General features: G+C 46.1%; 23 protein-coding genes. 3 read left to right on the top strand and 20 right to left on the bottom strand.

Annotation, left to right across the window (positions count from 1 at the left end):
• Window positions 1–90: 90 nt before the first annotated feature.
• The 11 genes from smc to QNH28_RS13005 all read right to left on the bottom strand — a co-directional run bounded on the left by smc (window position 91) and on the right by QNH28_RS13005 (window position 11971).
• Window positions 91–3660 (bottom strand): chromosome segregation protein SMC, encoded by a 3570-nt coding sequence (smc, locus tag QNH28_RS13055; protein WP_283911719.1) that lies wholly within the window; start codon window positions 3658–3660, stop codon window positions 91–93.
• 171 nt (window positions 3661–3831) lie between these two features.
• Window positions 3832–4536 carry a ribonuclease III gene (gene rnc / locus QNH28_RS13050; RefSeq protein ID WP_042127220.1) on the bottom strand — a complete coding sequence of 235 codons (705 nt, stop codon included), beginning with the start codon at window positions 4534–4536 and terminating at the stop codon, window positions 3832–3834.
• A 12-nt stretch (window positions 4537–4548) separates the two neighbouring features.
• Complete coding sequence (gene fabF / locus QNH28_RS13045; RefSeq protein ID WP_283911718.1) at window positions 4549–5787, bottom strand: beta-ketoacyl-ACP synthase II; 1239 nt, start codon at window positions 5785–5787, stop codon at window positions 4549–4551.
• A gap of 218 nt (window positions 5788–6005) precedes the next feature.
• The gene (locus tag QNH28_RS13040; RefSeq protein ID WP_036686493.1) at window positions 6006–6239 is read right to left on the bottom strand and encodes an acyl carrier protein; all 234 of its coding nucleotides are present in this window, start codon (window positions 6237–6239) and stop codon (window positions 6006–6008) included.
• A gap of 223 nt (window positions 6240–6462) precedes the next feature.
• Entirely contained in the window at window positions 6463–7212 is a 750-nt protein-coding gene (fabG, locus tag QNH28_RS13035; RefSeq protein ID WP_283911717.1) for a 3-oxoacyl-[acyl-carrier-protein] reductase, read from the bottom strand.
• Window positions 7213–7264: 52 nt separating this feature from the next.
• The gene (gene fabD / locus QNH28_RS13030) at window positions 7265–8188 is read right to left on the bottom strand and encodes an ACP S-malonyltransferase (RefSeq protein WP_283911716.1); all 924 of its coding nucleotides are present in this window, start codon (window positions 8186–8188) and stop codon (window positions 7265–7267) included.
• Window positions 8189–8225: 37 nt separating this feature from the next.
• Window positions 8226–9215: a beta-ketoacyl-ACP synthase III gene (locus tag QNH28_RS13025; protein WP_283911715.1), complete on the bottom strand. Its 990-nt coding sequence runs from the start codon at window positions 9213–9215 to the stop codon at window positions 8226–8228.
• 8 nt (window positions 9216–9223) lie between these two features.
• Window positions 9224–10213 (bottom strand): phosphate acyltransferase PlsX, encoded by a 990-nt coding sequence (plsX, locus tag QNH28_RS13020; RefSeq protein WP_283911714.1) that lies wholly within the window; start codon window positions 10211–10213, stop codon window positions 9224–9226.
• Entirely contained in the window at window positions 10197–10793 is a 597-nt protein-coding gene (gene fapR / locus QNH28_RS13015) for a transcription factor FapR (protein WP_042127208.1), read from the bottom strand. Before fapR ends, plsX begins: the two co-directional genes overlap by 17 nt.
• A gap of 422 nt (window positions 10794–11215) precedes the next feature.
• Entirely contained in the window at window positions 11216–11389 is a 174-nt protein-coding gene (rpmF, locus tag QNH28_RS13010) for a 50S ribosomal protein L32 (protein WP_019911234.1), read from the bottom strand.
• A gap of 69 nt (window positions 11390–11458) precedes the next feature.
• Window positions 11459–11971 carry a YceD family protein gene (locus QNH28_RS13005; RefSeq protein WP_283911713.1) on the bottom strand — a complete coding sequence of 171 codons (513 nt, stop codon included), beginning with the start codon at window positions 11969–11971 and terminating at the stop codon, window positions 11459–11461.
• A 223-nt stretch (window positions 11972–12194) separates the two neighbouring features.
• Here QNH28_RS13005 and QNH28_RS13000 point away from each other — a divergent pair, with 223 nt between their 5' ends.
• Window positions 12195–13433, top strand: coding sequence for a nucleotidyltransferase (locus QNH28_RS13000; protein ID WP_283911712.1), 1239 nt, complete (start codon window positions 12195–12197; stop codon window positions 13431–13433).
• On the opposite strand, the gene QNH28_RS12995 is transcribed toward QNH28_RS13000, so the two are convergent.
• On the bottom strand, window positions 13423–14460 hold the full coding sequence (locus QNH28_RS12995) for a SepM family pheromone-processing serine protease (protein WP_283912138.1): 1038 nt from the start codon (window positions 14458–14460) through the stop codon (window positions 13423–13425). The genes QNH28_RS13000 and QNH28_RS12995 overlap by 11 nt on opposite strands.
• 152 nt (window positions 14461–14612) lie before the next feature.
• Between QNH28_RS12995 and QNH28_RS12990 the strand changes: the two genes are divergently transcribed.
• On the top strand, window positions 14613–15839 hold the full coding sequence (locus QNH28_RS12990) for a nucleoside recognition domain-containing protein (protein WP_283911711.1): 1227 nt from the start codon (window positions 14613–14615) through the stop codon (window positions 15837–15839).
• On the opposite strand, the gene coaD is transcribed toward QNH28_RS12990, so the two are convergent.
• A complete protein-coding gene (gene coaD, locus QNH28_RS12985) occupies window positions 15811–16329 on the bottom strand; it encodes a pantetheine-phosphate adenylyltransferase (RefSeq protein ID WP_234541163.1) in 519 nt (172 codons plus the stop codon). The genes QNH28_RS12990 and coaD overlap by 29 nt on opposite strands.
• On the bottom strand, window positions 16313–16921 hold the full coding sequence (gene rsmD, locus QNH28_RS12980; RefSeq protein WP_060624086.1) for a 16S rRNA (guanine(966)-N(2))-methyltransferase RsmD: 609 nt from the start codon (window positions 16919–16921) through the stop codon (window positions 16313–16315). The genes coaD and rsmD overlap by 17 nt, the downstream gene beginning before the upstream one ends.
• Before the next feature lie 564 nt (window positions 16922–17485).
• Between rsmD and QNH28_RS12975 the strand changes: the two genes are divergently transcribed.
• Window positions 17486–17617, top strand: a complete 132-nt coding sequence (locus tag QNH28_RS12975; protein ID WP_283911710.1) for a hypothetical protein — start codon at window positions 17486–17488, stop codon at window positions 17615–17617.
• Window positions 17618–17734: 117 nt separating this feature from the next.
• Here QNH28_RS12975 and QNH28_RS12970 read toward each other — a convergent pair whose 3' ends face one another.
• From QNH28_RS12970 to QNH28_RS12945, 6 genes are all read right to left on the bottom strand, one after another.
• Window positions 17735–17893 carry a hypothetical protein gene (locus QNH28_RS12970; RefSeq protein ID WP_283911709.1) on the bottom strand — a complete coding sequence of 53 codons (159 nt, stop codon included), beginning with the start codon at window positions 17891–17893 and terminating at the stop codon, window positions 17735–17737.
• 126 nt (window positions 17894–18019) lie between these two features.
• The gene (locus tag QNH28_RS12965; RefSeq protein WP_094874345.1) at window positions 18020–18124 is read right to left on the bottom strand and encodes a sporulation protein YjcZ; all 105 of its coding nucleotides are present in this window, start codon (window positions 18122–18124) and stop codon (window positions 18020–18022) included.
• A 123-nt stretch (window positions 18125–18247) separates the two neighbouring features.
• On the bottom strand, window positions 18248–18670 hold the full coding sequence (locus QNH28_RS12960) for a hypothetical protein (protein WP_283911708.1): 423 nt from the start codon (window positions 18668–18670) through the stop codon (window positions 18248–18250).
• A gap of 111 nt (window positions 18671–18781) precedes the next feature.
• Window positions 18782–19066 carry a holin gene (locus tag QNH28_RS12955; protein ID WP_076282784.1) on the bottom strand — a complete coding sequence of 95 codons (285 nt, stop codon included), beginning with the start codon at window positions 19064–19066 and terminating at the stop codon, window positions 18782–18784.
• A gap of 20 nt (window positions 19067–19086) precedes the next feature.
• The gene (locus tag QNH28_RS12950; protein WP_283911707.1) at window positions 19087–19896 is read right to left on the bottom strand and encodes a glycoside hydrolase family 73 protein; all 810 of its coding nucleotides are present in this window, start codon (window positions 19894–19896) and stop codon (window positions 19087–19089) included.
• 587 nt (window positions 19897–20483) lie between these two features.
• Entirely contained in the window at window positions 20484–21092 is a 609-nt protein-coding gene (locus tag QNH28_RS12945; protein ID WP_283911706.1) for a pentapeptide repeat-containing protein, read from the bottom strand.
• Window positions 21093–21094: the final 2 nt, after the last annotated feature.

Below are 21094 nucleotides of genomic sequence, written 5' to 3'. Positions count from 1 at the left end.
AAGTTTTGTGAGCAAAACTTCATTGATTTAACTTTGTACAAAACTTAATTCGAAAGCAGATGCTTAAAAAATCACCATTTCGGCAAGCCGTTAAGCGATCTCCGCTTCCTCATCCTCTAAACGTACAGAGACAAGCTTCGATACTCCGCCTTCTTCCATCGTCACTCCGTAGAGCACATCCGCCTCTTCCATCGTTCCTTTGCGGTGTGTAACGACGATAAATTGCGTTTGTTCCGAGAACTCACGCAAATACTGTGCAAAACGCACGACATTCGCTTCATCCAGCGCAGCCTCTACCTCATCCAATACGCAGAATGGAACTGGCTTCACTTGCAGGATGGCAAACAAGAGGGCCATCGCAGTTAAGGCGCGTTCCCCGCCGGACAGGAGCTGCAGGTTTTGAAGCTTTTTACCCGGTGGTTGGGCTACGATATCGATACCTGTTTCAAGCATATGTTCTGGATCCAGCAGCATGAGATCAGCTCGACCGCCTCCGAACAGCTTCGAGAATACCGTGCCGAATTGTTTGCGGATCGCATCAAAGGTCTGTTTGAAGCGTTTGGACATTTCATCTTCCATCTCACGGATGACTTGATAAAGAGTAGTCTTGGCTTCGACTAGGTCATCTTTTTGCCCACTGAGGAAGGTATAACGCTCATGAACACGTTGATATTCTTCAATCGCACCTAAGTTGACTTCGCCCAGAGCAGAAATACTGCGTTTCAGACGCTGTACATCCGCTTGTGCGGCAGGCACATCTTCAGGCACAGGATAACGCTGCTTCGCTAGTTCATAGCTCAGCTCGTAATCATCACTCAGCTTACGAAGAATATTATCAAGTTCAACATCGAGACGCCCCACAGAAACTTCAGTGGATCGCAGCTTGTCCTCCACAACTCTAAGTGCCTGACGTTGATCCTTAGTCTTGCCCTCCTCTAGTTCCAGCTTACGGGTCAACGCTGAACGTTCCGCCCGAGCTAAATCCAAAGTACCGGCTGTCTCTTCCTTCTTCAGACGATAACTATTCAAATCTTCTTTCTGTTTCACAGTTTCCAAAGCATTACTAGCCAAATCCTGTTCGATCGTATGTAACAGATTCCGATTCTGGCGCAGCTCTTTATCCTGTGAGCCCACATCTTGTCTTAGACGACGTAATTGCTCCTCCAGGGAGAATATCTCCTGATCGAGCTTGCCTTCCGAAACCTTCATACTGGTCAGCTTACCTTGAAGCTCTTCCTTAGCCGATTCATTCGCTTTACGCGCAGATTCGGCATTACGAATAGCCTCATGGGCTTCTTTCTCTTCCTTCTCAAGGCGCTCAAGCTCAGCGGAGGCTTGTTTCCGAGTCTCTTCAAGCGCGCGGACCTCAGTCTCAAAGCCACTCCGTTCCGCGCCACTGCTCTCCACTTGTTCCAGCACATGCCGAAGCTCCTGTTCAAGCTGCTTCAAATCGCCAGAAACGCGTTGCTCTTCCAGTCTTTTCTCATCACCATCACGGCGCAGGTCCTCTAGCTTCACGCTAGCGTTCTCCTGCTCTTCACGAAGTCTGGCTATACCTTGTTTCAGCTTAACAATTTGACGTTCGCTCTCTTCGATCTCACTGCTCAGCTGATCCAGCTGGCGTTTACGACTAAGCAAGCTATTATTCTTTTTATGCTGGCTACCTCCGGTCATGGAACCCCCGGCATTTACTACATCACCTTCCAGCGTAACCACACGATAACGATACTGGCATCTAGCGGCGATACGGTTTGCCTGCTCCAGGCTCTCAGCAATAACTACATTGCCAAGCAAACTGCCAATAATACTAGCATACTTATCATCGAATCCAACGAGTTCGGAACCAATTCCAACAAAACCTTCAGCATCTTCCACCATTCCACGGTCGCTACCGGAGATTTGGCGTGGACGGATAACATCGAGTGGTAGAAAAGTAGCTCGTCCCAATTGACGTTGCTTCAGGAAAGATATCGCTTGACGAGACACGCTCTCATTATCCATTACTACGTGTTGCAGCGAGGCACCCAGCGCAGTCTCGACAGCCATTTCCAGCTTTTCTGGAACGGAGATGAGTTCAGCAACCGCACCATGCACCCCGTTAAGCTGTCCTTTACGAGCCCCTTTGAGTACTTCTTTTACCCCAAGCATAAAACCATCGAAATCATCCTGCATTTCTTTCATGGTCTCATGACGAGAGACTTGTGCTTCCCGCTTCTGTTCCCACTTCCGCAGGCCTGACTGAGTCTCTTCAATCAGCTTCTGACGTTTACTAAGCTGTTCACTTTCCGTAATATAAGCACCACGAAGATTGCTTAGTTCTTTGCCAAGCTGAGCAATCTTGTCTTTTAGCCCTTTTTGGTTGGCAGACAACTCTTCGTGCCTCGCAGTCCATTTGCCGCTTTCTTCTTCACTGCGGCTCATACGACGCTCCAGGTTCTCCTTCTGTTGATCAGAGTAACGAATTTCGTTACGTGCATTTGCCATAAGGTTCATTAACTCCAGGAGAGCACTTTTCAGCTTTTCCTCCTGGCTCTGACTAATACCGTCAGCGACACCTTCGAGCCTTGTCTCTTCCGCTTCGATCTGTTTCCGAAGCTCAACAAGCTTAAGCCGGGACGCTTCGAGCTTAGATTCAAAATCGCCAAGCTCACGCTGTCGATCCGCAGAACGCTCACCTACAGAACCTAATGTGAGCATTAACTGTTCACGGTTGCTCTCTAGATTACGCTTGCGCTCCTTCAGGACTTCCCCATAACCTTCGCTCTTCTCATAAGCTTCACTATAACGGAGCAATTGCTCTTGCTGCTTCTCAATCTGTTCTTCTAACGAGCGCAGTTCAGCACGTCCGCTTTCCAGCTTCGCATCATGAGCAGAGACAACTGTAGATAGCTCTAGTTGCTCATCCTTTAAAGTTTCGAGCTTAGCGTTACCTTCCTGCCAAGCCGTATGAATGCCTTCAATCTGGTGCACATAGACTGAGATTTCCTGATGCTTCAGTTGTTCCCGAAGCTCTTTAAAGCGAATCGCCTTCTCCGACTGATCCTTTAGCGGACCAATCTGGTCCTCAAGTTCACTAATCAAATCGTGAATCCGAAGCAAGTTTTGCTCCGTGTCGTCGAGCTTTCGACCTGCATCTTTTTTACGTGATTTATATTTTACAATACCCGATGCCTCTTCAAAGATGCCTCGCCGATCCTCGGAACGAGTACTCAGAATCTCTTCAATCCGACCCTGCCCGATAATCGAATAAGCCTCACGCCCGATACCGGTATCCATGAACAGCTCTGTGATATCCTTCAGTCGGCAGGATTGCTTATTAATTAAATATTCACTCTCACCGCTACGATGAACACGCCGAGTCACTGTAACTTCGCTGAAATCCAGTGGAAGCGTGTGATCCTCATTATCTAGTGTTAGTGATACTTCACCATAATTTACTGCTTTACGCGCGTCACTACCGGCAAAAATAATATCTTCCATCTTGCCACCGCGCAGTGATTTAGCACTCTGTTCGCCGAGTACCCAGCGTATGCCGTCAGAAATATTACTTTTGCCGCTTCCGTTCGGACCCACTACGGCCGTAATTCCGCGCACAAATTCCATTTCTGTTTTGTCGGCAAATGATTTAAAACCAGCTAATTCTATCCGTTTCAAAAACATACTTGCCAATCACCTCTGACCCATTATACCATAGCGTTTATTAGCCTAAAATAGCTTCAAAATGAAGCTTGGCTATTCTTTCGAAAAAGAGCAGCAACGGTCTGAGCTCCGCCTAAACGCCGGTATTCAGACCTTTGCTGCTCTCCTCCGCTTGTCCACATGATGCAAAATTCAGGCACCATCTTCTTTCAGATGCAACAGTGCAGCTGCTGCAGCTTGCTGCTCCGCTTCCTTCTTCGAGCGGCCGCTCCCTTTACCAAGAGAACGGTTAGTCATTAACACTTCAGAGACGAATTCACGCTCATGCGCGGGTCCCCGTTCTTCAATGATCCGATATTCCAACGTACCCATATTGTGCTGCTGAATTAGCTCTTGCAGTTCCGTCTTATAATCGGTCATCTGCATTTGCAGTTTCCCATCCGTCTCCACAAGTGGAAATACGTGATTATCAAGAAAAGACCGCACAGTTTCCAGTCCTTGGTCGAGATAAAGCGCTCCCACGAAGGATTCGAACACATCAGCCAGCAGGGCCGGGCGAGTACGTCCGCCCGTAAGTTCTTCCCCTTTTCCCAGCAGTACATAACGGCCAAACCCTAAACTCTCAGCGAACTTAACCAGCGAAGGCTCGCATACGATAGCGGCACGTAGCTTGGTCAGTTCCCCTTCAGGTCGATCTGGCAACAGATTGTACAAATATTCAGAAACCGTCAGCTCCAGTACAGCATCCCCTAGAAATTCGAGACGCTCATTGTCCTGATGCTGATTGAAACGGTGTTCATTCACATAGGATGCATGGGTAAAGGCCTGCTTTAGAAGCACAGAATCGTGAAATTGGATTTGAAGTTGCTGTTGTAACTGCTTCAGTTCTCCTTTCACCGCGCTGTCCCCTTACTGATTATATTTTTTTAGAATAACTGTTGCGTTATGTCCCCCGAATCCAAACGAATTCGACATTACAATATCAAGATCCGCTTTACGTGGCACATTTGGTACATAATCCAAATCACATTCTGGGTCCTGGTTGTCCAAATTAATCGTTGGTGCAATCATACCCTTTTGCAAAGAGAGTCCGCAGATAATAGCTTCTACTCCACCAGCAGCACCTAGAAGATGACCTGTCATGGATTTCGTTGAGCTAATAGCTACTTTATAGGCGTGTTCGCCCAATGCTTTCTTAACAGCAGCCGTTTCTGATCTATCTCCTACAGGTGTTGAAGTACCATGTGCATTGATGTAATCAATATCTTCAGGAGAGATACCAGCATCACGGATTGCCATCTTCATGCAGCGAGCTGCACCATCTGGATCTGGTTCAGTCATATGGTGAGCATCAGCGCTCAGACCATAACCGATAACTTCAGCATAAATCTTCGCTCCGCGTTTCTCAGCATGTTCAAGCGATTCCAGAATCAAGATTCCAGCGCCCTCTCCCATAACAAAACCATCGCGATCCACATCAAACGGACGACTTGCCTTCTCAGGCTCATCATTACGAGTGGACATAGCTCTCATAGCACAGAAACCTGCCATTCCTGTTGGACGAATAGTCGCTTCCGAACCACCGCAGATCATAGCATCTGCATCTCCACGCTGAATCAGACGGAATGATTCCCCAATGGAATGACTTCCTGTAGCACAGGCTGTCACTGTAGTCGTATTAGGTCCCTTTGCGCCGAGATTGATGGACAGCTGTCCAGACCCCATGTTAGCGATCATCATCGGGATAAAGAACGGGCTAACCCGTTTCGGCCCTTTTTCAAGCAACAAATTATGATTGTCTTCCCAAGTACCAAGACCTCCGATACCCGAACCAACAGATACACCGATCCGTTCAGCATCGATATCCTCACCGATCTTAAGTCCGCTGTCTCTCAACGCATCTTCACCGGCAGCCACTGCAAATTGTACAAAACGGTCCATTTTGCGGGCTTCCTTACGGCCAAAAAGCGCCTCAGGATCAAAGTCTTTAACGGATGAAGCAATTCGCGTAGTGTATTCACTGACATCAAAGGCTTCAACCATCGACACACCTGATTTACCGCTCATCAGATTATCCCAGAACGTCTCCAAGTCTTTCCCCAGTGACGTAATTACGCCCATCCCGGTTACAACCACTCTATGACTCAAACACAATCACCCCATCTATAGGCTGTATACATTATATTCAGTACTTATATACTGCGAATTATTACTATATGAACAGCGGTCACCGCATCATTAAAGCTGCTGCGGTTCTGTTATAATCCCTATAAAGCTGCGCAAGGCAACCTGTAATGCATCTTTATTGCTGTATAAATGAGGAGAAGCCCCGCCCAAGTTGGAACGGGACTCTCAATCATATGACTCTAGGTATGAGATTGTATGTACTTCACAACTTCACCCACGGTCGTAATCGTCTCTGCATCTTCATCAGAGATTTCCATGTCGAATTCATCTTCCAATTCCATAACCAATTCTACTACATCAAGAGAATCAGCACCTAAATCATCTTTGAAAGACGCTTCTAATGTTACCTCAGCTTCATCGGCACCTAAGCGGTCGATGACAATGCGTTTTACACGCTCTAATACATCGGACATCCGGTTCACCTCCTCTTTTGGTATTATACGAGATATGAGGTCAAAATACCATAGACCGCAAAAAACGCTTTCCTGATCCCTCACATTTCATCTTTAAAACAGTGTAATTTCTCCTAAGCATAAACGCCTTCGGTGTCCTTATAAGGACGGTAAGTGTTTAAGCGAGAAATATAAGGATAAAGTATAGTGTGAACTTATACTTTCTTATATTTTCAAAGGAGAATTACATATACATCCCGCCATCCACGTGTAGTGTCTGGCCGGTCATATAAGCGGCGCCTTCAGAAGCTAAGAAAACAACTGCCATAGCTACTTCTTCCGGACGCCCAAGGCGAGCTAGTGGAATGCCCTTCTCTAGCTCACTGCGAACCTCTTCTGAGAGCTCACGCGTCATATCTGTATCAATAAAACCAGGAGCGATACAGTTGACGGTGATGCCCCGCGAAGAAAGCTCACGAGCCGATGCCTTCGTTAAACCGATGACACCAGCCTTAGCTGCAGAGTAATTAGCCTGACCAGGGTTACCTGTCACACCCACAACCGAGGAAATATTAATGATTCGACCGTAGCGCTGTTTCATCATCGGACGTGTAGCTGCCTTAAGGCAATTAAACACACCTTTCAGATTCGTCTCGATCACTTGATCGAACTCTTCCTCTTTCATGCGCATAATCAGGTTGTCCCTGGTAATGCCGGCATTATTGACAACAATGTCAATACGTCCCCAGGTATTAAGAACCTCTTTCACAAGGCTCTCGGCCTGTTCACTATTGCCGACATCTCCACGGAGAGCAATCCCCTCTGAGCCAAGCTCGGCAATACGAGCCACAGTCTCCTGTGCCGCCGCTTCACTTCCTGCATAGTTCACGGCCACCTTTACGCCGTGCTCTGCAAGAGCAAGCGCGATACTACGACCAATGCCACGTGAGCCGCCAGTTACAAGGGCTGTCTGGCCCCGCAATGCTGAGAACATAGTTTAATCCCCTCTCAATCATGATGCTGTTGTCTAAATGTTAAACCATTTCTTACAAAACAGTTTGGACACTTTCAAGTGTATTAATGTTGATTACTTTGACTGTTTTGTCAATTTTGCGGATTAGACCAGCCAGAACACTACCAGAACCAATCTCCACAAAAGTGTCTACACCATCCGCAATCAACCATTCAATGCTGTCCTGCCAAAGCACAGGAGAATACACCTGACGAACAAGCAGTTCGCGAATTTCTTCGGGATCCGTCACCGGTGATGCAGTGACATTAACGATGACAGGCACACTTGGAGTATTGAAGGTTACTTTCTTCAACTCTTCTGCCAAACGATCTGCAGCAACTCTCATCATAGAAGAGTGAAAAGGCCCACTTACTTCTAGTGGAATTGCCCGCTTGCCACCAGCTTCTTTAACACGCTGCACCACACCATTAACACCTTCCTGAGATCCGGAAACAACGATCTGACCTGGACAGTTAACGTTAGCCAGTTCTACAACACCGCTCTCTTCAGAGATAGTTTGGCATAATGCTGCCAACGCTTCACGTTCAGCACCAAGCACTGCCGCCATTGCACCTTGGCCCCCTGGAACAGCTTCTTCCATGAAACGGCCTCTTAAACGCACAAGCGTTACTGCATCTTCATAAGACAATACACCTGCAGCTACTAGTGCGCTGTATTCACCAAGGCTATGTCCTGCAACATAATCCGGCTTCAAACCTTGATCACGTAGAGCTTCAAGATAGGCTACGCTAGCAGTAAGAAGCGCTGGTTGCGTGTTTACTGTCTGCTTCAATTCACTGTCCGGTCCTTCAAAAATCAGCTTGCTCAGTGGAAATCCGAGAACTTCATCCCCTTTCTCGAACACTGCACGGCTGTTTGGAAGAGCATCATAAACATCCTTGCCCATTCCAACTGCTTGTGCTCCCTGACCGGGAAAGACAAATGCAATTTTACTCATAAGTATGAACTCCTTCCCGTATAACGGTCTTAGCTTATTACCAGATCAATACAGATGCGCCCCAAGTCAAGCCACCGCCGAATCCAACCATCAGGACGGTGTCGCCTTCTTTCATACGTCCTTCTTCCGCAGCTTCTACAAGAGCTAGTGGAATGGAGGCAGCCGAAGTATTGGCATATTTATCAACATTGATTACACATTTCTCCGGTGGCAAATCAAGACGCTGCATAGCGGATTGAATGATACGAACATTCGCTTGGTGTGGTACGAACAAATCAATATCTTCCTTACCCAGACCAGCTTTAGTAAGCACACGTTCTGTAGCCGAGCCCATCACACGAACTGCAAACTTAAACACTTCACGGCCATTCATATAAATGAAATGCTTCTTATCTTCAACGGTTTGCTGAGAGGCAGGCAAGCGTGAACCGCCGGCTTCAAGCTTAAGCAAGTTCCCACCGGAGCCTTCAGCACCCAGATCAAAGGATTGGAAACCACGACCTTCTGGAACCTCACCAATGATTACTGCGCCTGCTCCATCGCCGAACAAGACACAAGTATTACGATCCGTATAATCTGTGATGCGGGATAAAGTATCCGCACCTATAATAAGTGCATTATTGTACATTCCATTCTGAATAAATCCAACCGCTGTAGCTAAGCTGTATACAAAACCAGAGCAGGCTGCTGACAAATCAAACGCCGCAGCACCTTTAGCACCTAGTTTATCCTGCAAAATGCAGGCTGTAGAAGGAAAGGCACTATCAGGTGTTACTGTTGCAATAATGATAAGATCCAAATCTTCGGCTTTCATTCCCGCGGAATCAAGTGCCTTGAGTGCTGCTTCATATGATAGATCAGAAGTTGCCTCATGAGGCGCAGCAATATGTCTTTCACGGATACCCGTCCGACTGACGATCCACTCATCGTTAGTCTCCACTATTTTTTCCAGATCACTATTTGTTAATATTTTCTCAGGTACATATTTCCCAGTTCCTATAATGCCAACCGGTCGCAACTGTCTCATGTCGTCACTCACTTCCCGCTAATTTCCTTGGATATACTTGGCACAAGATCGGCTTGCAGAGCAATCCGCGCTTGTCTTACCGCATTCTTAACCGCATTTCCGTCAGAAGATCCGTGCCCCTTAACTACCAATCCGCTAAGACCAAGTAGTGGTGCACCACCGTGCTCTTTGTAATCCATCTTACCCTTTAGAGCTCTAAGCTCCGGCATCAGCATAGCCGCGCCAAGCTTAGTCTTCAGAGAACGACTAAATTGCTCCTTGAGCAAAGAAAACAAAGCACCCGCCGTACCCTCTAGAGATTTCAGCAAAATATTACCGGCAAATCCATCGCAGACAAGCACATCGCAGTTCCCTGTCAGCACGTCACGTGCCTCAACATTACCGATAAAATGAATGCCTGGCAAGTTCTCAAGCAGCGGATATGCTTCTTTCGTCAGTTCGTTACCCTTACCAGGCTCCGTCCCTACATTCAGAAGTCCCACACGCGGCTTAGCTATACCATGCACCTTGCTCCGGTAAATACTGCCCATCAGCGCATATTGTACCAGATGTTCAGGCTTCGCATCCATGTTAGCACCAAGATCAAGAGCCAGTACCCCAACATCGTCAAGCGTTGGAATCATAGGCGCCAGTGCAGGACGTTCAATCCCCTGCATCCGGCCAACTACGAGGAGTCCCGTGGTCATAAGCGCACCCGTGTTACCTGACGAAATCATAGCATCTGCTTCACCTTCGCGCACCATTCGTCCAGCTACAACCATGGATGAGTCTTTTTTACGACGAACTGCCTTAACCGGCTCTTCATCAGAACCAATGACGTCTCCTGCATGACGTATTGTCAGATTGGACGGCTTGTCCCTCAGCAGCGGCTCTAATCTGGCCTCGTCACCAACGAGTACAATCTGCGTATCCTTCCATTCCGCGGCCGCGGACAACGCCCCCTCGACATTACATTCAGGAGCGTTGTCCCCGCCCATGGCATCAATGGCGATCAGCACTATGGTTACCCCCTTCACTGTGTTCATCATTTGCGGACCGATACACTATAAAATGGCCCTGAAACACTAGTTCTTCTCCGACATAGGTGAATACGTCCACCTCTGCTTTGCCACCCCTACCGGCGAGTGACCGCACCTGTGCTTTGGCAATACACTTCTCACCTAGCTGAACTGTGCGTACAAAACGTATATCGGCTGAAGCGGTCAGAGCAATTTCATCGTTGATTACGGCAACCGCAAGCGAGTTGGCTTGAGCAAACACATAGTGGCCACGAGCGATCCCATTTCTAGAGAACACATGGTCTTCACGAATCTCAAATATCGAAATCCCACTCTTGTCCAATTGTAAATCCACAATGTCTCCGATGACTTCATCCGCAGGCAAAGAGCGCACCTGATCATAGGAGTGCTCTGCCATTTGCTTCATTCGTTCACGCAGTTCCGGTATCCCCAGCTCCATTCGGTCTAACCGAATCGTCTGAATGCTAACTTTCAGCTGACGAGTCAACTCCCGATCCGTTACAAAAGGATTACCTGCGATTATATGTAGTAGCTGTTGCTGACGTTCTTTCTTGGACATCCGCTCGATTGCGGCTCACCTCCTGGCACGTGCCAAGCATAAACGCCTTCGCGTCCTTATGGACGATAAACGTTTAAGCGAGAAATATAAGACATCAAGTATAGGTGCATAACTTATACTTTCTTATATTTTAAAGAAAGCATTCGGCCGCTTAAATGGCCGCTGTTATATTAGGTCAAATAATCGAAATCATTTTTAGAACCAGGTACTAATATGTAGTATAAAGCATGCCGCACCAAAAATAAAGCATTGACTTCTGGGCGGCTTATGTTTGGATAAGCATAACGCCTTCCGCGTCCCTAATAGACGGTAAGCGTTTGTGCGAAAAATATAAGGAAAATGTAATAGTGTGAAACTTATGTATTCTTATATTTCAAAAAAAATAGTACCTCACCGATAGTGAAGTACTACTTATTCTGAAACTATTGTTTGATGATTTCTCTTGCTTTGTAAGTTCCGCAAACTTTACATACGTGGTGAGCCAATTTCAACTCTCCGCATTGTTCGCATTTCACCATGCCCGGCACAACCAACTTAAAGTGGGTGCGACGTTTGTCACGGCGTGTTTTAGACGTTCTACGTTGTGGTACTGCCATGTGTTCCACCTCCTTGTGATATTTCTGTCAGCCTGCTCCTCAGAGCAGAATGTGTTTTGTTGTAATGTTTCATTTGAAAAAGTCTTTCAACCCAGCGAGTCGAGGATCGATCACTGTGTTGTCGCAACTGCAGGTGCCTTCGTTCAAGTTCTGTCCGCATTTCTGACAAAGACCAAGACAGTCTGCCTTGCACAATACCGAATCCGGTAAGTGCAGTACGAAATTTTCTTCCACATACGGGATAAGATCCACAACCTCATCCTTGACGTAAATGAGTTCCTCATCTTCGTCATCATCTGGAAGAACCGGCTGCTTAAGCCACTTGAAAGTCTCAGCAAAAGGAATGTTCAAATCACTTTTGACCTCCGTGAGACAACGTGAACATAACATGTCCACATCTCCACTCAGTTTTCCCACCACGTTCACACAATCGGTTCCCGCGGGCAGCGCTTTAAGGTCCACTGAGAGCGGAGCAACAGATAGAATATCCTTGCGCCCTTTGACTACCTCGCTGACATCCACAACATCGTGAATATGTAACGGTTCGTCGGCATTCGCTAATTTGCGAAAGTGAATCTGCATACTTATCACTCCCAAACAAACAAAATTTATTATACCTAGTATTATATACCTTTGTCAACCATTTTCCCTTTATATTGTTTCAGGAATTGGAGAGAATTATGATATAACTATTAGTGTAAATCAAAACGACAGTTTATGCGAACAGAGTTTCTAGATAAGGATAGGTGCCTAACTTATACCTTCTTATATTTTAAATAATGGTTACATACGGAGGGAAGCAGCAGTGACAACGGTTGGAATAATAGCAGAATACAATCCATTACATAACGGACATGTCCATCACTTCACCGAAGCCAAAAGACTATCAGGCGCTGAGCGCGTCATCGTCGTCATGAGCGGTCCCTTTACCCAGCGCGGCGAGCCGGCAGCAGTGAGCAAGCAGGCCCGGACGGAGATGGCGCTACGAATGGGCGCAGACCTCGTCATTGAGCTGCCGGTGGCCTATGCTGTACAGCCGGCAGAATGGTTCGCCTTCGGAGCAGTTGCACTGCTGGAAGCGACCGGGGTCGTGGACAGCTTGTGCTTCGGCTCCGAAGCTGGCACTTTGGGTTCGCTGCTTCCTCTGGCCAAGTATCTGGCAGAGGAAAGCAGCGAACTTCAGAGCGAGATCCGCCGCCGCATGGCGCTCGGAGCGAGCTTCCCCGCCGCGTACAGCGCAGCGGCGGCGGTGGCTTGGCAAGGGACTCTCCATGACGAGGAGAGTCCCGGCGACGCTGGCGAGCTCCTGCGCCAGCCGAATAACAGCCTTGGCTTGCATTATCTCATCGCCTTGCAGCGGCTAAATAGCAAGATCGAGCCGTTAACCGTTCCGCGAACGGCAGCCGGATTCCATGATCCTTTGCAAGTTGGCTCTTCTATCGCAAGCGCCACTGCTATTCGCAAGCTACTGCAAGAAGGTGGCTCTCCAGCTGCTTACATGCCGGAATATAGCGTGTCCATATTAGAAAGAGAGCATGCAGCCGGTAGAGGTCCTCTGGACTTGGAGCATTTCAGAGGTCCACTCCGTCACCTGCTCTCTACACGTACTGCTGCCGAGCTACGAACAATCCAGGACATGAATGAAGGCTTAGAGAATAGAATTCTTCGTCTTATGCCGGAGCTTGAGCAATTCACTATTTCGGGTTTGCTACAAGCCCTTAAGAGCAAGCGTTACACGCATACACGTCTGCAACGTCTGCTACTACACATTTTGCTAAATCATACAAAGGAAGAAATGACCCCTTCTGTACTAGCAGAGGGGCCCGGTTATATTCGAATCCTTGGATTTAGAGAAAGTGGACGAGCATTGCTTAAAGAGATGAAACAAAAAGCAACTTTACCCATCGTCATGCGGCCGTCACTGTGCTCCCATCCCCAACTTGAGCGAGACCTTCAAGCCGCGTCTGCTTTCGCTGGAGCTTTTCGAGAACCTCACAGAACCGATATGTATCGCGATTATTTGGAACCTCCGGTCATGGTTTGACCGGTAGTTCCTCCATATACTTCAGCGCTTCATCCAGCGTAGATACTGGCACCAGCTTCATAGATGTGCCGATTTTATCAGCTTTCGCTTTGGCTTCGTCGTAATTCTTAACAGGTACGAAAAAAATCTCCGCCCCCTTTCGATCCGCAGCAACAATCTTATGCTTCACTCCACCGATAGCACCTACCACACCCTCAGCGTCAATCGTGCCCGTTCCTGCGACCCTATGCCCTTTGGTTAAATCACCAGGCGTCAGACGGTTGTAAATTTCCATAGTAAACATCAGTCCTGCTGAAGGTCCGCCAACATTCGTATCCACAAAGCTGACCGCTTTTCCTTGTTCTTTAGGTTTTACCTTTTGAACTGCGGCGATAGTGACTCCAAAACCAGGTCGAACGGCAGTACCTTCTTTATCTTTGATCTCGACCAGTGTCACCTGCTCCTTAACTTCCTTACCGTTTCTTTGCAAAACAACAGCGACCTGATCACCGATTTTTTTTGTTGAAAGTAAAGCAGAAAGTGCTTCTGGATCTGGTACCTTCTGTCCTTCTACACTTATGATTTTGTCGCCTGGCTGGAATTGGCCTTTATTACTTGCAACCGGAACCGAAAAAACATACAAATAATCCACTACATCCTCATACGGAATTCCTGCAGCGTGATAGGCCGCCTGAACGGAGTAAGATTGCGAGCTATTCATATAAAAAACCTGCTCCGCAGCATACTCGTCTTCAGATTTATCTCCTAACCGGGTTTCTTTCCGCACAACCTCTGAATTGGAGTTAAAAACAGAAGCGACCAGCAAGGCCACATTAGCATAACTAGCGGATACTGTAGTCATCATGAAGGTTCCTTCTTCAGCTGGATCAGCATTCTCCACTTTAATCATAGGGGCGACCTCAGACGCACTACCCGGCTGATATACAATGTACGGTGTGTTCATAAACACAAATACATACACGATTACTACAAACGTAAAGAGGTAAGCTGTGGCGCGGAATCCCGGCCGATGCTTCAGCTGCTTCACTGCTCTTCCCTTCTTTCCCACGGCACATTTAGGAGTTGAATGTTTGAACTTCATTACCGCTTCGACTAGTGGTTTGGCATGATGGTTGTCTACTCTGCATAAATTGATAACACATCTGCTATGCCTTAAGTTATGAAGAGGTGATTCTAGAAATGAACAATATTAAAATTCGCCGGCTAGCTAATCGCTCCACACCTTTTCTATCCGGGGCGATCGCAATCCTGTTAGCCATCGCAATCATCATCTCACCAGAGAGCTCTTTCGAGGCTTCTCTCCAAGGATTAAAGCTCTGGTGGACACTCGTATTCCCAGCACTTTTACCCTTCCTGATGCTGTCTGAGATGCTAACCGCTTCGGGTTTCGTGCATGGTTTCGGAGTACTCCTGGAACCATTAATGAAAAAGGTCTTTCGACTTCCTGGCGCAAGTGGTTGGACTTTGGCGCTTGGAATCACCGCTGGATTCCCAGGCGGGGCCGGAGGTGTAATGCAGCTTCACAAGCAAGGCAGTATTTCGGACAAGGAGGCCGCTCGTCTTGCCTCACTTACGCATTTCGCCAGTCCAGTAACCCTACTCATTGTGATCGGTGTAGCTTTCCTACATAATCCTACAGCAGGCTACTTTCTGCTTGCTATCCACTGGATTTCAGGATTTCTGGCCAGTTATACAGATGCTCTGTTAAATGGCCGGCTAGACAATCCGCGACCTTCTCTAAAGGAAAGCACGAACACCAAACGGTCTTCTTTATACAGTCGTGTCCAGCTTGCAGCCACTGAAGCCAGATCAAGAGATGGGCGAAGCTTCGGTAGACTCCTTGGGGAGTCAGTAGCTACAGCGGTACAAAATTTGATGGTTGTGGGCGGTTACATGATTATGTTCGCCGTGGTCATCAATATCATTACTACTGTACTTCCTGCATTGCCAGCCGCTCTGCCAGCAAGCTTGCTCGAGATTCATTTAGGAGCTGACGCTATAAGCAAAGGGCTCTCGAGCATCGGAGCTGGATCATCAGGAGTACTAGGCTTGGCCTTACTCTCTGCTGCACTAGGCTGGAGCGGGGTTTGCGCCCAGCTACAGGTGCTGACGCTGCTTAAACAAGCAAATGTCCGATTCCTTCCCTATGCTGCGGTTCGCCTGATGCATGGAGCTTATGCTTTTTTATTAACAATACTGCTATGGAAACCACTGTTGGCTATAAGTGAAGCTGCTTTACCTGCCCTTGCTGATTCACAATCCACACCAAACAGAACCATTAATGTAACTGCCATATGGAGCTCTTTTCCACAATTGCTTAGTTTGCAATCTCTTCTACTCATCATCCTATTAGCATTATCCGCAGTGATCTATCTCGTTAGTGCTTTTCGCCATCGACTCGATTAAATTTAAGCTTCATCGCTTGTTCCACCTCAGGCGTCACGAAATCGGACACATTCCCACCAAAATGGGCAATTTCTTTTACAACGCTGGAGCTTAGATAGGAATATTTCGGATTAGTCATCATAAAGATCGTTTCCGCATCCGGATCCAGACTATGGTTGATGGATGCATTTTGCAGTTCATATTCAAAGTCAGTTACGGTACGAATACCACGAACAATGACTTGAGCATCTTTTTGACGAACATAATTGACTAGCAGATCCCGAAAGCTGTCGATTTCCACATTGGGAATATCAGCGGTTGCCTGTCTTAAAAGCTCTGTTCGCTCTTCTACAGTAAACAGCGGGTTTTTGCTCAAATTATTAAGCACCGTTACGATTAAACGGTCAAATTGCTTGGATGCGCGCCGAATAATATCCATATGTCCCATAGTCACGGGATCAAATGTGCCTGGATAGATGGCGACACGTTCTTTTCTAATTTGCTGACTCATTCTCTACCTCCTCACCAGTCTCGCTTTCCACTGAAGGATTAGCTTCATACTGATAAATAGAAATTGTCGTTTCTCCGTATACGGCCTGACGCAGCCTATAAAATCCTGGGATATCCTCAGGATAGGCATAACTTGATTCATGCTCCAGAACAATGATTGCGTCCTCTTGCAGCATTCCTTTTTCTACCATAGACAGCATCAGCTCATCACCGTGCTTTAATCGGTAGGGAGGATCTAGAAAGACTAAATCAAAAACACGTCCCCGCTTCTCCAATGCACTCAGCGCTCTTCCTGCTTCATTTCGGTACACTTGCGCACTCGCTTCAAGATTAGTCGCTTTCAAATTGGCACGAATCGTGTCAATACTCTTGGGATCCATATCTACAAATACGGCGCTTTCCATCCCTCTGCTTAAAGCTTCGATACCCAAACCACCTGTACCTGCGAACAAGTCTAGCACCGCTCCACCTTCGAAATATGGACCGATCATACTGAATACAGCTTCCTTCACCTTATCGGTTGTAGGTCTTGTTCCGCTACCTGGTACACTTTTTAGTGGTCTTCCTTTTGCACTTCCCGATACCACTCTCACCGTCAATCACCCGCTCTATGTCTCTGTTTGTTATACCCAAAAGGGCATAAGTCCACGCCTATCGTAACACATTTGCGCGATGAAATAAAAAATTTGTCTAGATATGAAATATGGAAAGATCAAGACTATTCCGATAAATAAGTCTTCCTTATGTATAAGACTGGTCTTCCAGGGACATCATGTAATTATCGACACCACAAATGTCGTAGACAACCGCGGAGCAGGCTTACGTTTCCCCATAAGCTCTTCGTCCGGTTTCTCCTCTCCCATGAAAGGGGCCCTAGAGATAGGGCCCCGAATTTATGTTTAAAGACTCTTAAATTAAAGGTTATTGATAAATGTGTAATAACCAATACAAGATTACAAGTTTCGGACCATTCTACTTTTCATAGATAGGTGTACATACAAACAAAAAGTTATCTCTGCCTTAAAAAATCATGGATACGATGTGAAAGCTGATGATTTTGGGGATTAAGCCAATCACCGATTCATATGATATCTTCAAGACACTGCAAGAATATTTCTATTAATTGGGGTATCATAGCATTCTCAATCTTATTCCCAATGCAAGATAAATTCGGGCAACAATCCATGAAGGTTGTGATGAAGACAGAATTCAGTCCTGAAACAAGAGAGAACATTGTTTGGGATAATTTTATTTCGGATGACATCCCTGCTATTGCAGATGCTTATTGAGACAATGCATCCTTCGACTAAATAACAACGCAAAAAAATAGCCCCGCTGACCACTTAAGGTTGATGGGGCTTTTGATAATCCCAAATATGGGAAAACACTCACTACGCTCTCATATTTCACTGGGTCCATGCAGAAAGCTTCACCATGACCCGCTTTAGGAACGATATACGCTCCTTCTCCACCGGACTATTCTCATATAGCGTATGTACCAGCTCCGTTTCCACCGTTACGACAATGATTAATAGTACAATAATGGAAGAAATCCCGATCAGCATTTTTTATGTACTTCAATACGAGAGTAGAATCCTAACGACTATTGTTTTGCATGGCATAAATCGGCATAGTACCATAAAGAAAGTCCGCTTCCAGCATGAATGCCAGAAGCAGACTTTTTTATATCTCTAGAATATGCATGCGCTCGTAATAATAACTAACAAGATGAACAACACTAAGATTGCGCCTGTATTAGTAAAAGCGCCACCAACCCCACCAAATTCTGCACCCATGAGAAGACCTCCTCCGTATTTTAGAATACACCATAAGATATGTAATTATCTTCTTAGAAGATTGGGCGAAAGGTTAAAAAAAAAGACCCCACTGGGGAACCAGTGAGGTTAATTGCTTTGCGATTAATCAGAAACTAAAATACCATCAAAGCTTTCTGGACCCACACGCACTGTTCCAAGAAGGTTAGAAGATACAAATGCTGTATAAGTGAGTTGAGGTGTGATTGCAGGTAAGAAATCGTCTGCTGAAAAGGTTATGACTTGCGGAGCCAATATACTTAGACCAAAAGTTGAAGTAGCAGAATATATAAGCGGATCGGTTGGCAAGGTCCCTCTTACAATCGTAATTGTGATTCCTACTAAAGCTAAAGGAAGCATTACAGAGATCGTTCCTTTAAGCAGCACACGCGGATTTGTAGTCACTCCAGCAGTCAACAACCCAATCTGTCCAAACAGTTGTGGAGTATTTAGAACTGTTATAGGAATAGCTATAGAGTTGGCGAGGCTGGCATTTTGCGACGTTCTTCCATCAAGATAAGTTCCCATCGTTGCACCCCCTTTATAATTGACATAAGATAATATATTAGGGTTCTCGATAGATTGCATAGTCACAATACCAGTATAAAACGATTGTTTTATACAACTCATAGGCTGAGTCTATTTATCATCTGTTTTGGTTCCATCCCTTTTGTTAAAAGCAAGCTCGAATAACCCCGTTGCCGAAAGTCCCGCTAGCCCTCCAGCCCAAAGCCGTAGGATAAGGTTCATATCAGTGAACGGATAGGCAACTGCTCCAACCAGCAAGCCAATAGCTAATCCAACTACCGGTACAATATTCCGCGGAAGTTGCACGCTATTCTTCACAAGTTGTACAAGTGCCATTACAAAAACAGCCAGCACGGAAGCAAAGGCAAGCACACTGTTGAGAGCATCATTATACATGGTGTTTAATCCTCCTTATTTCATTTTCCACTACCAGGAGCAAGTAAGCCTGCACGGTTTAGCACTGTTATTATGCGATAGAAGTCATAACTGCCACCTGATGGTGTATCTAACAGGCCCGCAGCGCTCGCTGCCTTTACTGCCGCTTCAGCCCATGGGGGTACGTTCATCACAGCACGACCTTCTATAAAAGTCACCCGATCCGAAAGCTTAGTAATCGACTGACCTTGTTCCTGCACGCCTGTTTTTAGCGTATCCTTGCTTTCCGTAAGGCTCACTATAAGAGCACGCAGTTCCTTGATTTCCGTTTCCAGACTAACCAGCTTTTTTTTATCCTCTGCCGACATTTCATCATCCCCTTCATTGGCTTCGTCATCATATTGATATAGATTATAGCTATTCATGATTTGGATTAGCTTTGCTGCATAGTTTGGGTCAGTAGCATAGCCAGCGGCAGCAATTTCTTGTGCGGCTACTTTGCCACTAGCACCAAGCACCTTGCTGTAAAGGTTACGATTCCACGAAACACCATTCACAATCAGCGCGGAATGATCCGCAACAGATTCTCCCCAGTTGTTATAGGCACGAAAAGAAGCTTCTACTTTAACAGCTTTACCATTAACATATTCAGTAGTTTGCACAGTAATGCTGCCGGCTGGTCCGCTGCCTTTAATCCCAAACAAATTGTTTGCCTTTACTGTCAAGCCGCTGCTGCCCCAACCCGATTCCAGAGCCGCCTGAGCTATCGTTAGCGATGCCGGAACCTTACTGATCTGCATGTCCTTCACTGCAAAATTTGCGATCTTCGCAATAAACTCAGTCTCCGTCATTTCATCACTTCCTCTCCTTTCATTAAATGCTCAGCATAACGAGATGATTGTGCTTATCCCTACTGATAGAGCGGTTATTGCTAGATTTTCCATTCATAACAAACAAACGTCAAAACACGCGCTCAAAGAGCGCGTGTTAGGAATTCGAGGATTCGGATGTGACATAAGTAACTGAAAAGAAAAAAATGAAGCATGCAAATCACATAGTACTATTGGTCCTGCTCACATGAGCATTTCTCTTCTGCTAGATTCATAATATGTAATTATAAGTAAATTTATCTTGAAGTTTCATTAAAACTAGCGTAACATATAGTATTAATTGACTATATAGGAGGGTCTAATAGACTATGCCTTCATATTATTTTAGAGAACTATGGACACCCTTGCGCTGGGTAGGCATTAAATTTTTCCGTGATGACGAAGGATTTCTTTGGATTAAATGGTGGTCCAAACCCAGAAAAAGATTACGTTAACCGTTAAGAAAGTAAATATACATAACAAGTTTCATACAATGTGCATATGTATTTCTTGATAACAAACTAAAGGGGCATCGACCGCTACGACATTAGCAGCTGATGCCCCTATTCCTAGTTTCCTACCTTAGCCCCAAATGAGCGTGCTAACAGTACAGCCTGATCTATATCCATACGAACGCCCTGTAGATCCAAACTTTTTAGATCAATTCCTTCAACAATGGCGTCCCGTAGGTCAGCCCCCTTAAGCTTGCATTGAGACAGCTGTACACGGCTCAGATCAGCCCCACGAAGATCACTTTTTTGCAAATTACAGCCCATTAGATCCGCTTCTGTAAATCGAATCCCCCGCAGATCCTGTCTGCTAAGATTGGTATGTCTTAGGTTCGTATACGACCAGTCCCCACCAATCAGTGTGATTCCGTCCAAATAAGCATTTGAGAAATCAGATCCTACCATTTTACAATCTTTAAATTTCGATACGAACAAATTCGCTCCCGTGAATTTACAGTTAGTAAAAGCCGAGCCTTTATGGTGTGATGCATTGAGCATGGCTCCAGTAAAATCGCAATCTATAAATCGGCAACCGATGGACGTCATCTCTTCCATAGAGCTTCCTTTGAAGGAACACTGCTCAAATGTACAGTTATTTAGCTCCCCATCCTGCAGACTTCCTTGGTCAAAATTGTGTTTTTGGAACGTTTCATTAAGGTATTGGTACATAT

Source organism: Paenibacillus sp. G2S3 (assembly GCF_030123105.1).
Classification (GTDB): domain Bacteria; phylum Bacillota; class Bacilli; order Paenibacillales; family Paenibacillaceae; genus Paenibacillus_AQ.
This window is presented reverse-complemented; position numbering and strand designations above follow the sequence as displayed.

Coding starts and splice junctions, on each gene's coding strand:
- smc (WP_283911719.1), bottom strand. CDS start 3,660: ATGTTTTTGAAACGGATAGAATTAGCTGGTTTTAAATCATTTGCCGAC.
- QNH28_RS13040 (WP_036686493.1), bottom strand. CDS start 6,239: ATGTCCGATGTATTAGAGCGTGTAAAACGCATTGTCATCGACCGCTTA.
- fabG (WP_283911717.1), bottom strand. CDS start 7,212: ATGTTCTCAGCATTGCGGGGCCAGACAGCCCTTGTAACTGGCGGCTCA.
- fabD (WP_283911716.1), bottom strand. CDS start 8,188: ATGAGTAAAATTGCATTTGTCTTTCCCGGTCAGGGAGCACAAGCAGTT.
- QNH28_RS13025 (WP_283911715.1), bottom strand. CDS start 9,215: ATGAGACAGTTGCGACCGGTTGGCATTATAGGAACTGGGAAATATGTA.
- fapR (WP_042127208.1), bottom strand. CDS start 10,793: ATGTCCAAGAAAGAACGTCAGCAACAGCTACTACATATAATCGCAGGT.
- rpmF (WP_019911234.1), bottom strand. CDS start 11,389: ATGGCAGTACCACAACGTAGAACGTCTAAAACACGCCGTGACAAACGT.
- QNH28_RS13005 (WP_283911713.1), bottom strand. CDS start 11,971: ATGCAGATTCACTTTCGCAAATTAGCGAATGCCGACGAACCGTTACAT.
- QNH28_RS12990 (WP_283911711.1), top strand. CDS start 14,613: ATGAACAATATTAAAATTCGCCGGCTAGCTAATCGCTCCACACCTTTT.
- coaD (WP_234541163.1), bottom strand. CDS start 16,329: ATGAGTCAGCAAATTAGAAAAGAACGTGTCGCCATCTATCCAGGCACA.
- QNH28_RS12975 (WP_283911710.1), top strand. CDS start 17,486: ATGCAAGATAAATTCGGGCAACAATCCATGAAGGTTGTGATGAAGACA.
- QNH28_RS12970 (WP_283911709.1), bottom strand. CDS start 17,893: ATGCTGATCGGGATTTCTTCCATTATTGTACTATTAATCATTGTCGTA.
- QNH28_RS12965 (WP_094874345.1), bottom strand. CDS start 18,124: ATGGGTGCAGAATTTGGTGGGGTTGGTGGCGCTTTTACTAATACAGGC.
- QNH28_RS12960 (WP_283911708.1), bottom strand. CDS start 18,670: ATGGGAACTTATCTTGATGGAAGAACGTCGCAAAATGCCAGCCTCGCC.
- QNH28_RS12955 (WP_076282784.1), bottom strand. CDS start 19,066: ATGTATAATGATGCTCTCAACAGTGTGCTTGCCTTTGCTTCCGTGCTG.
- QNH28_RS12950 (WP_283911707.1), bottom strand. CDS start 19,896: ATGACGGAGACTGAGTTTATTGCGAAGATCGCAAATTTTGCAGTGAAG.
- QNH28_RS12945 (WP_283911706.1), bottom strand. CDS start 21,092: ATGTACCAATACCTTAATGAAACGTTCCAAAAACACAATTTTGACCAA.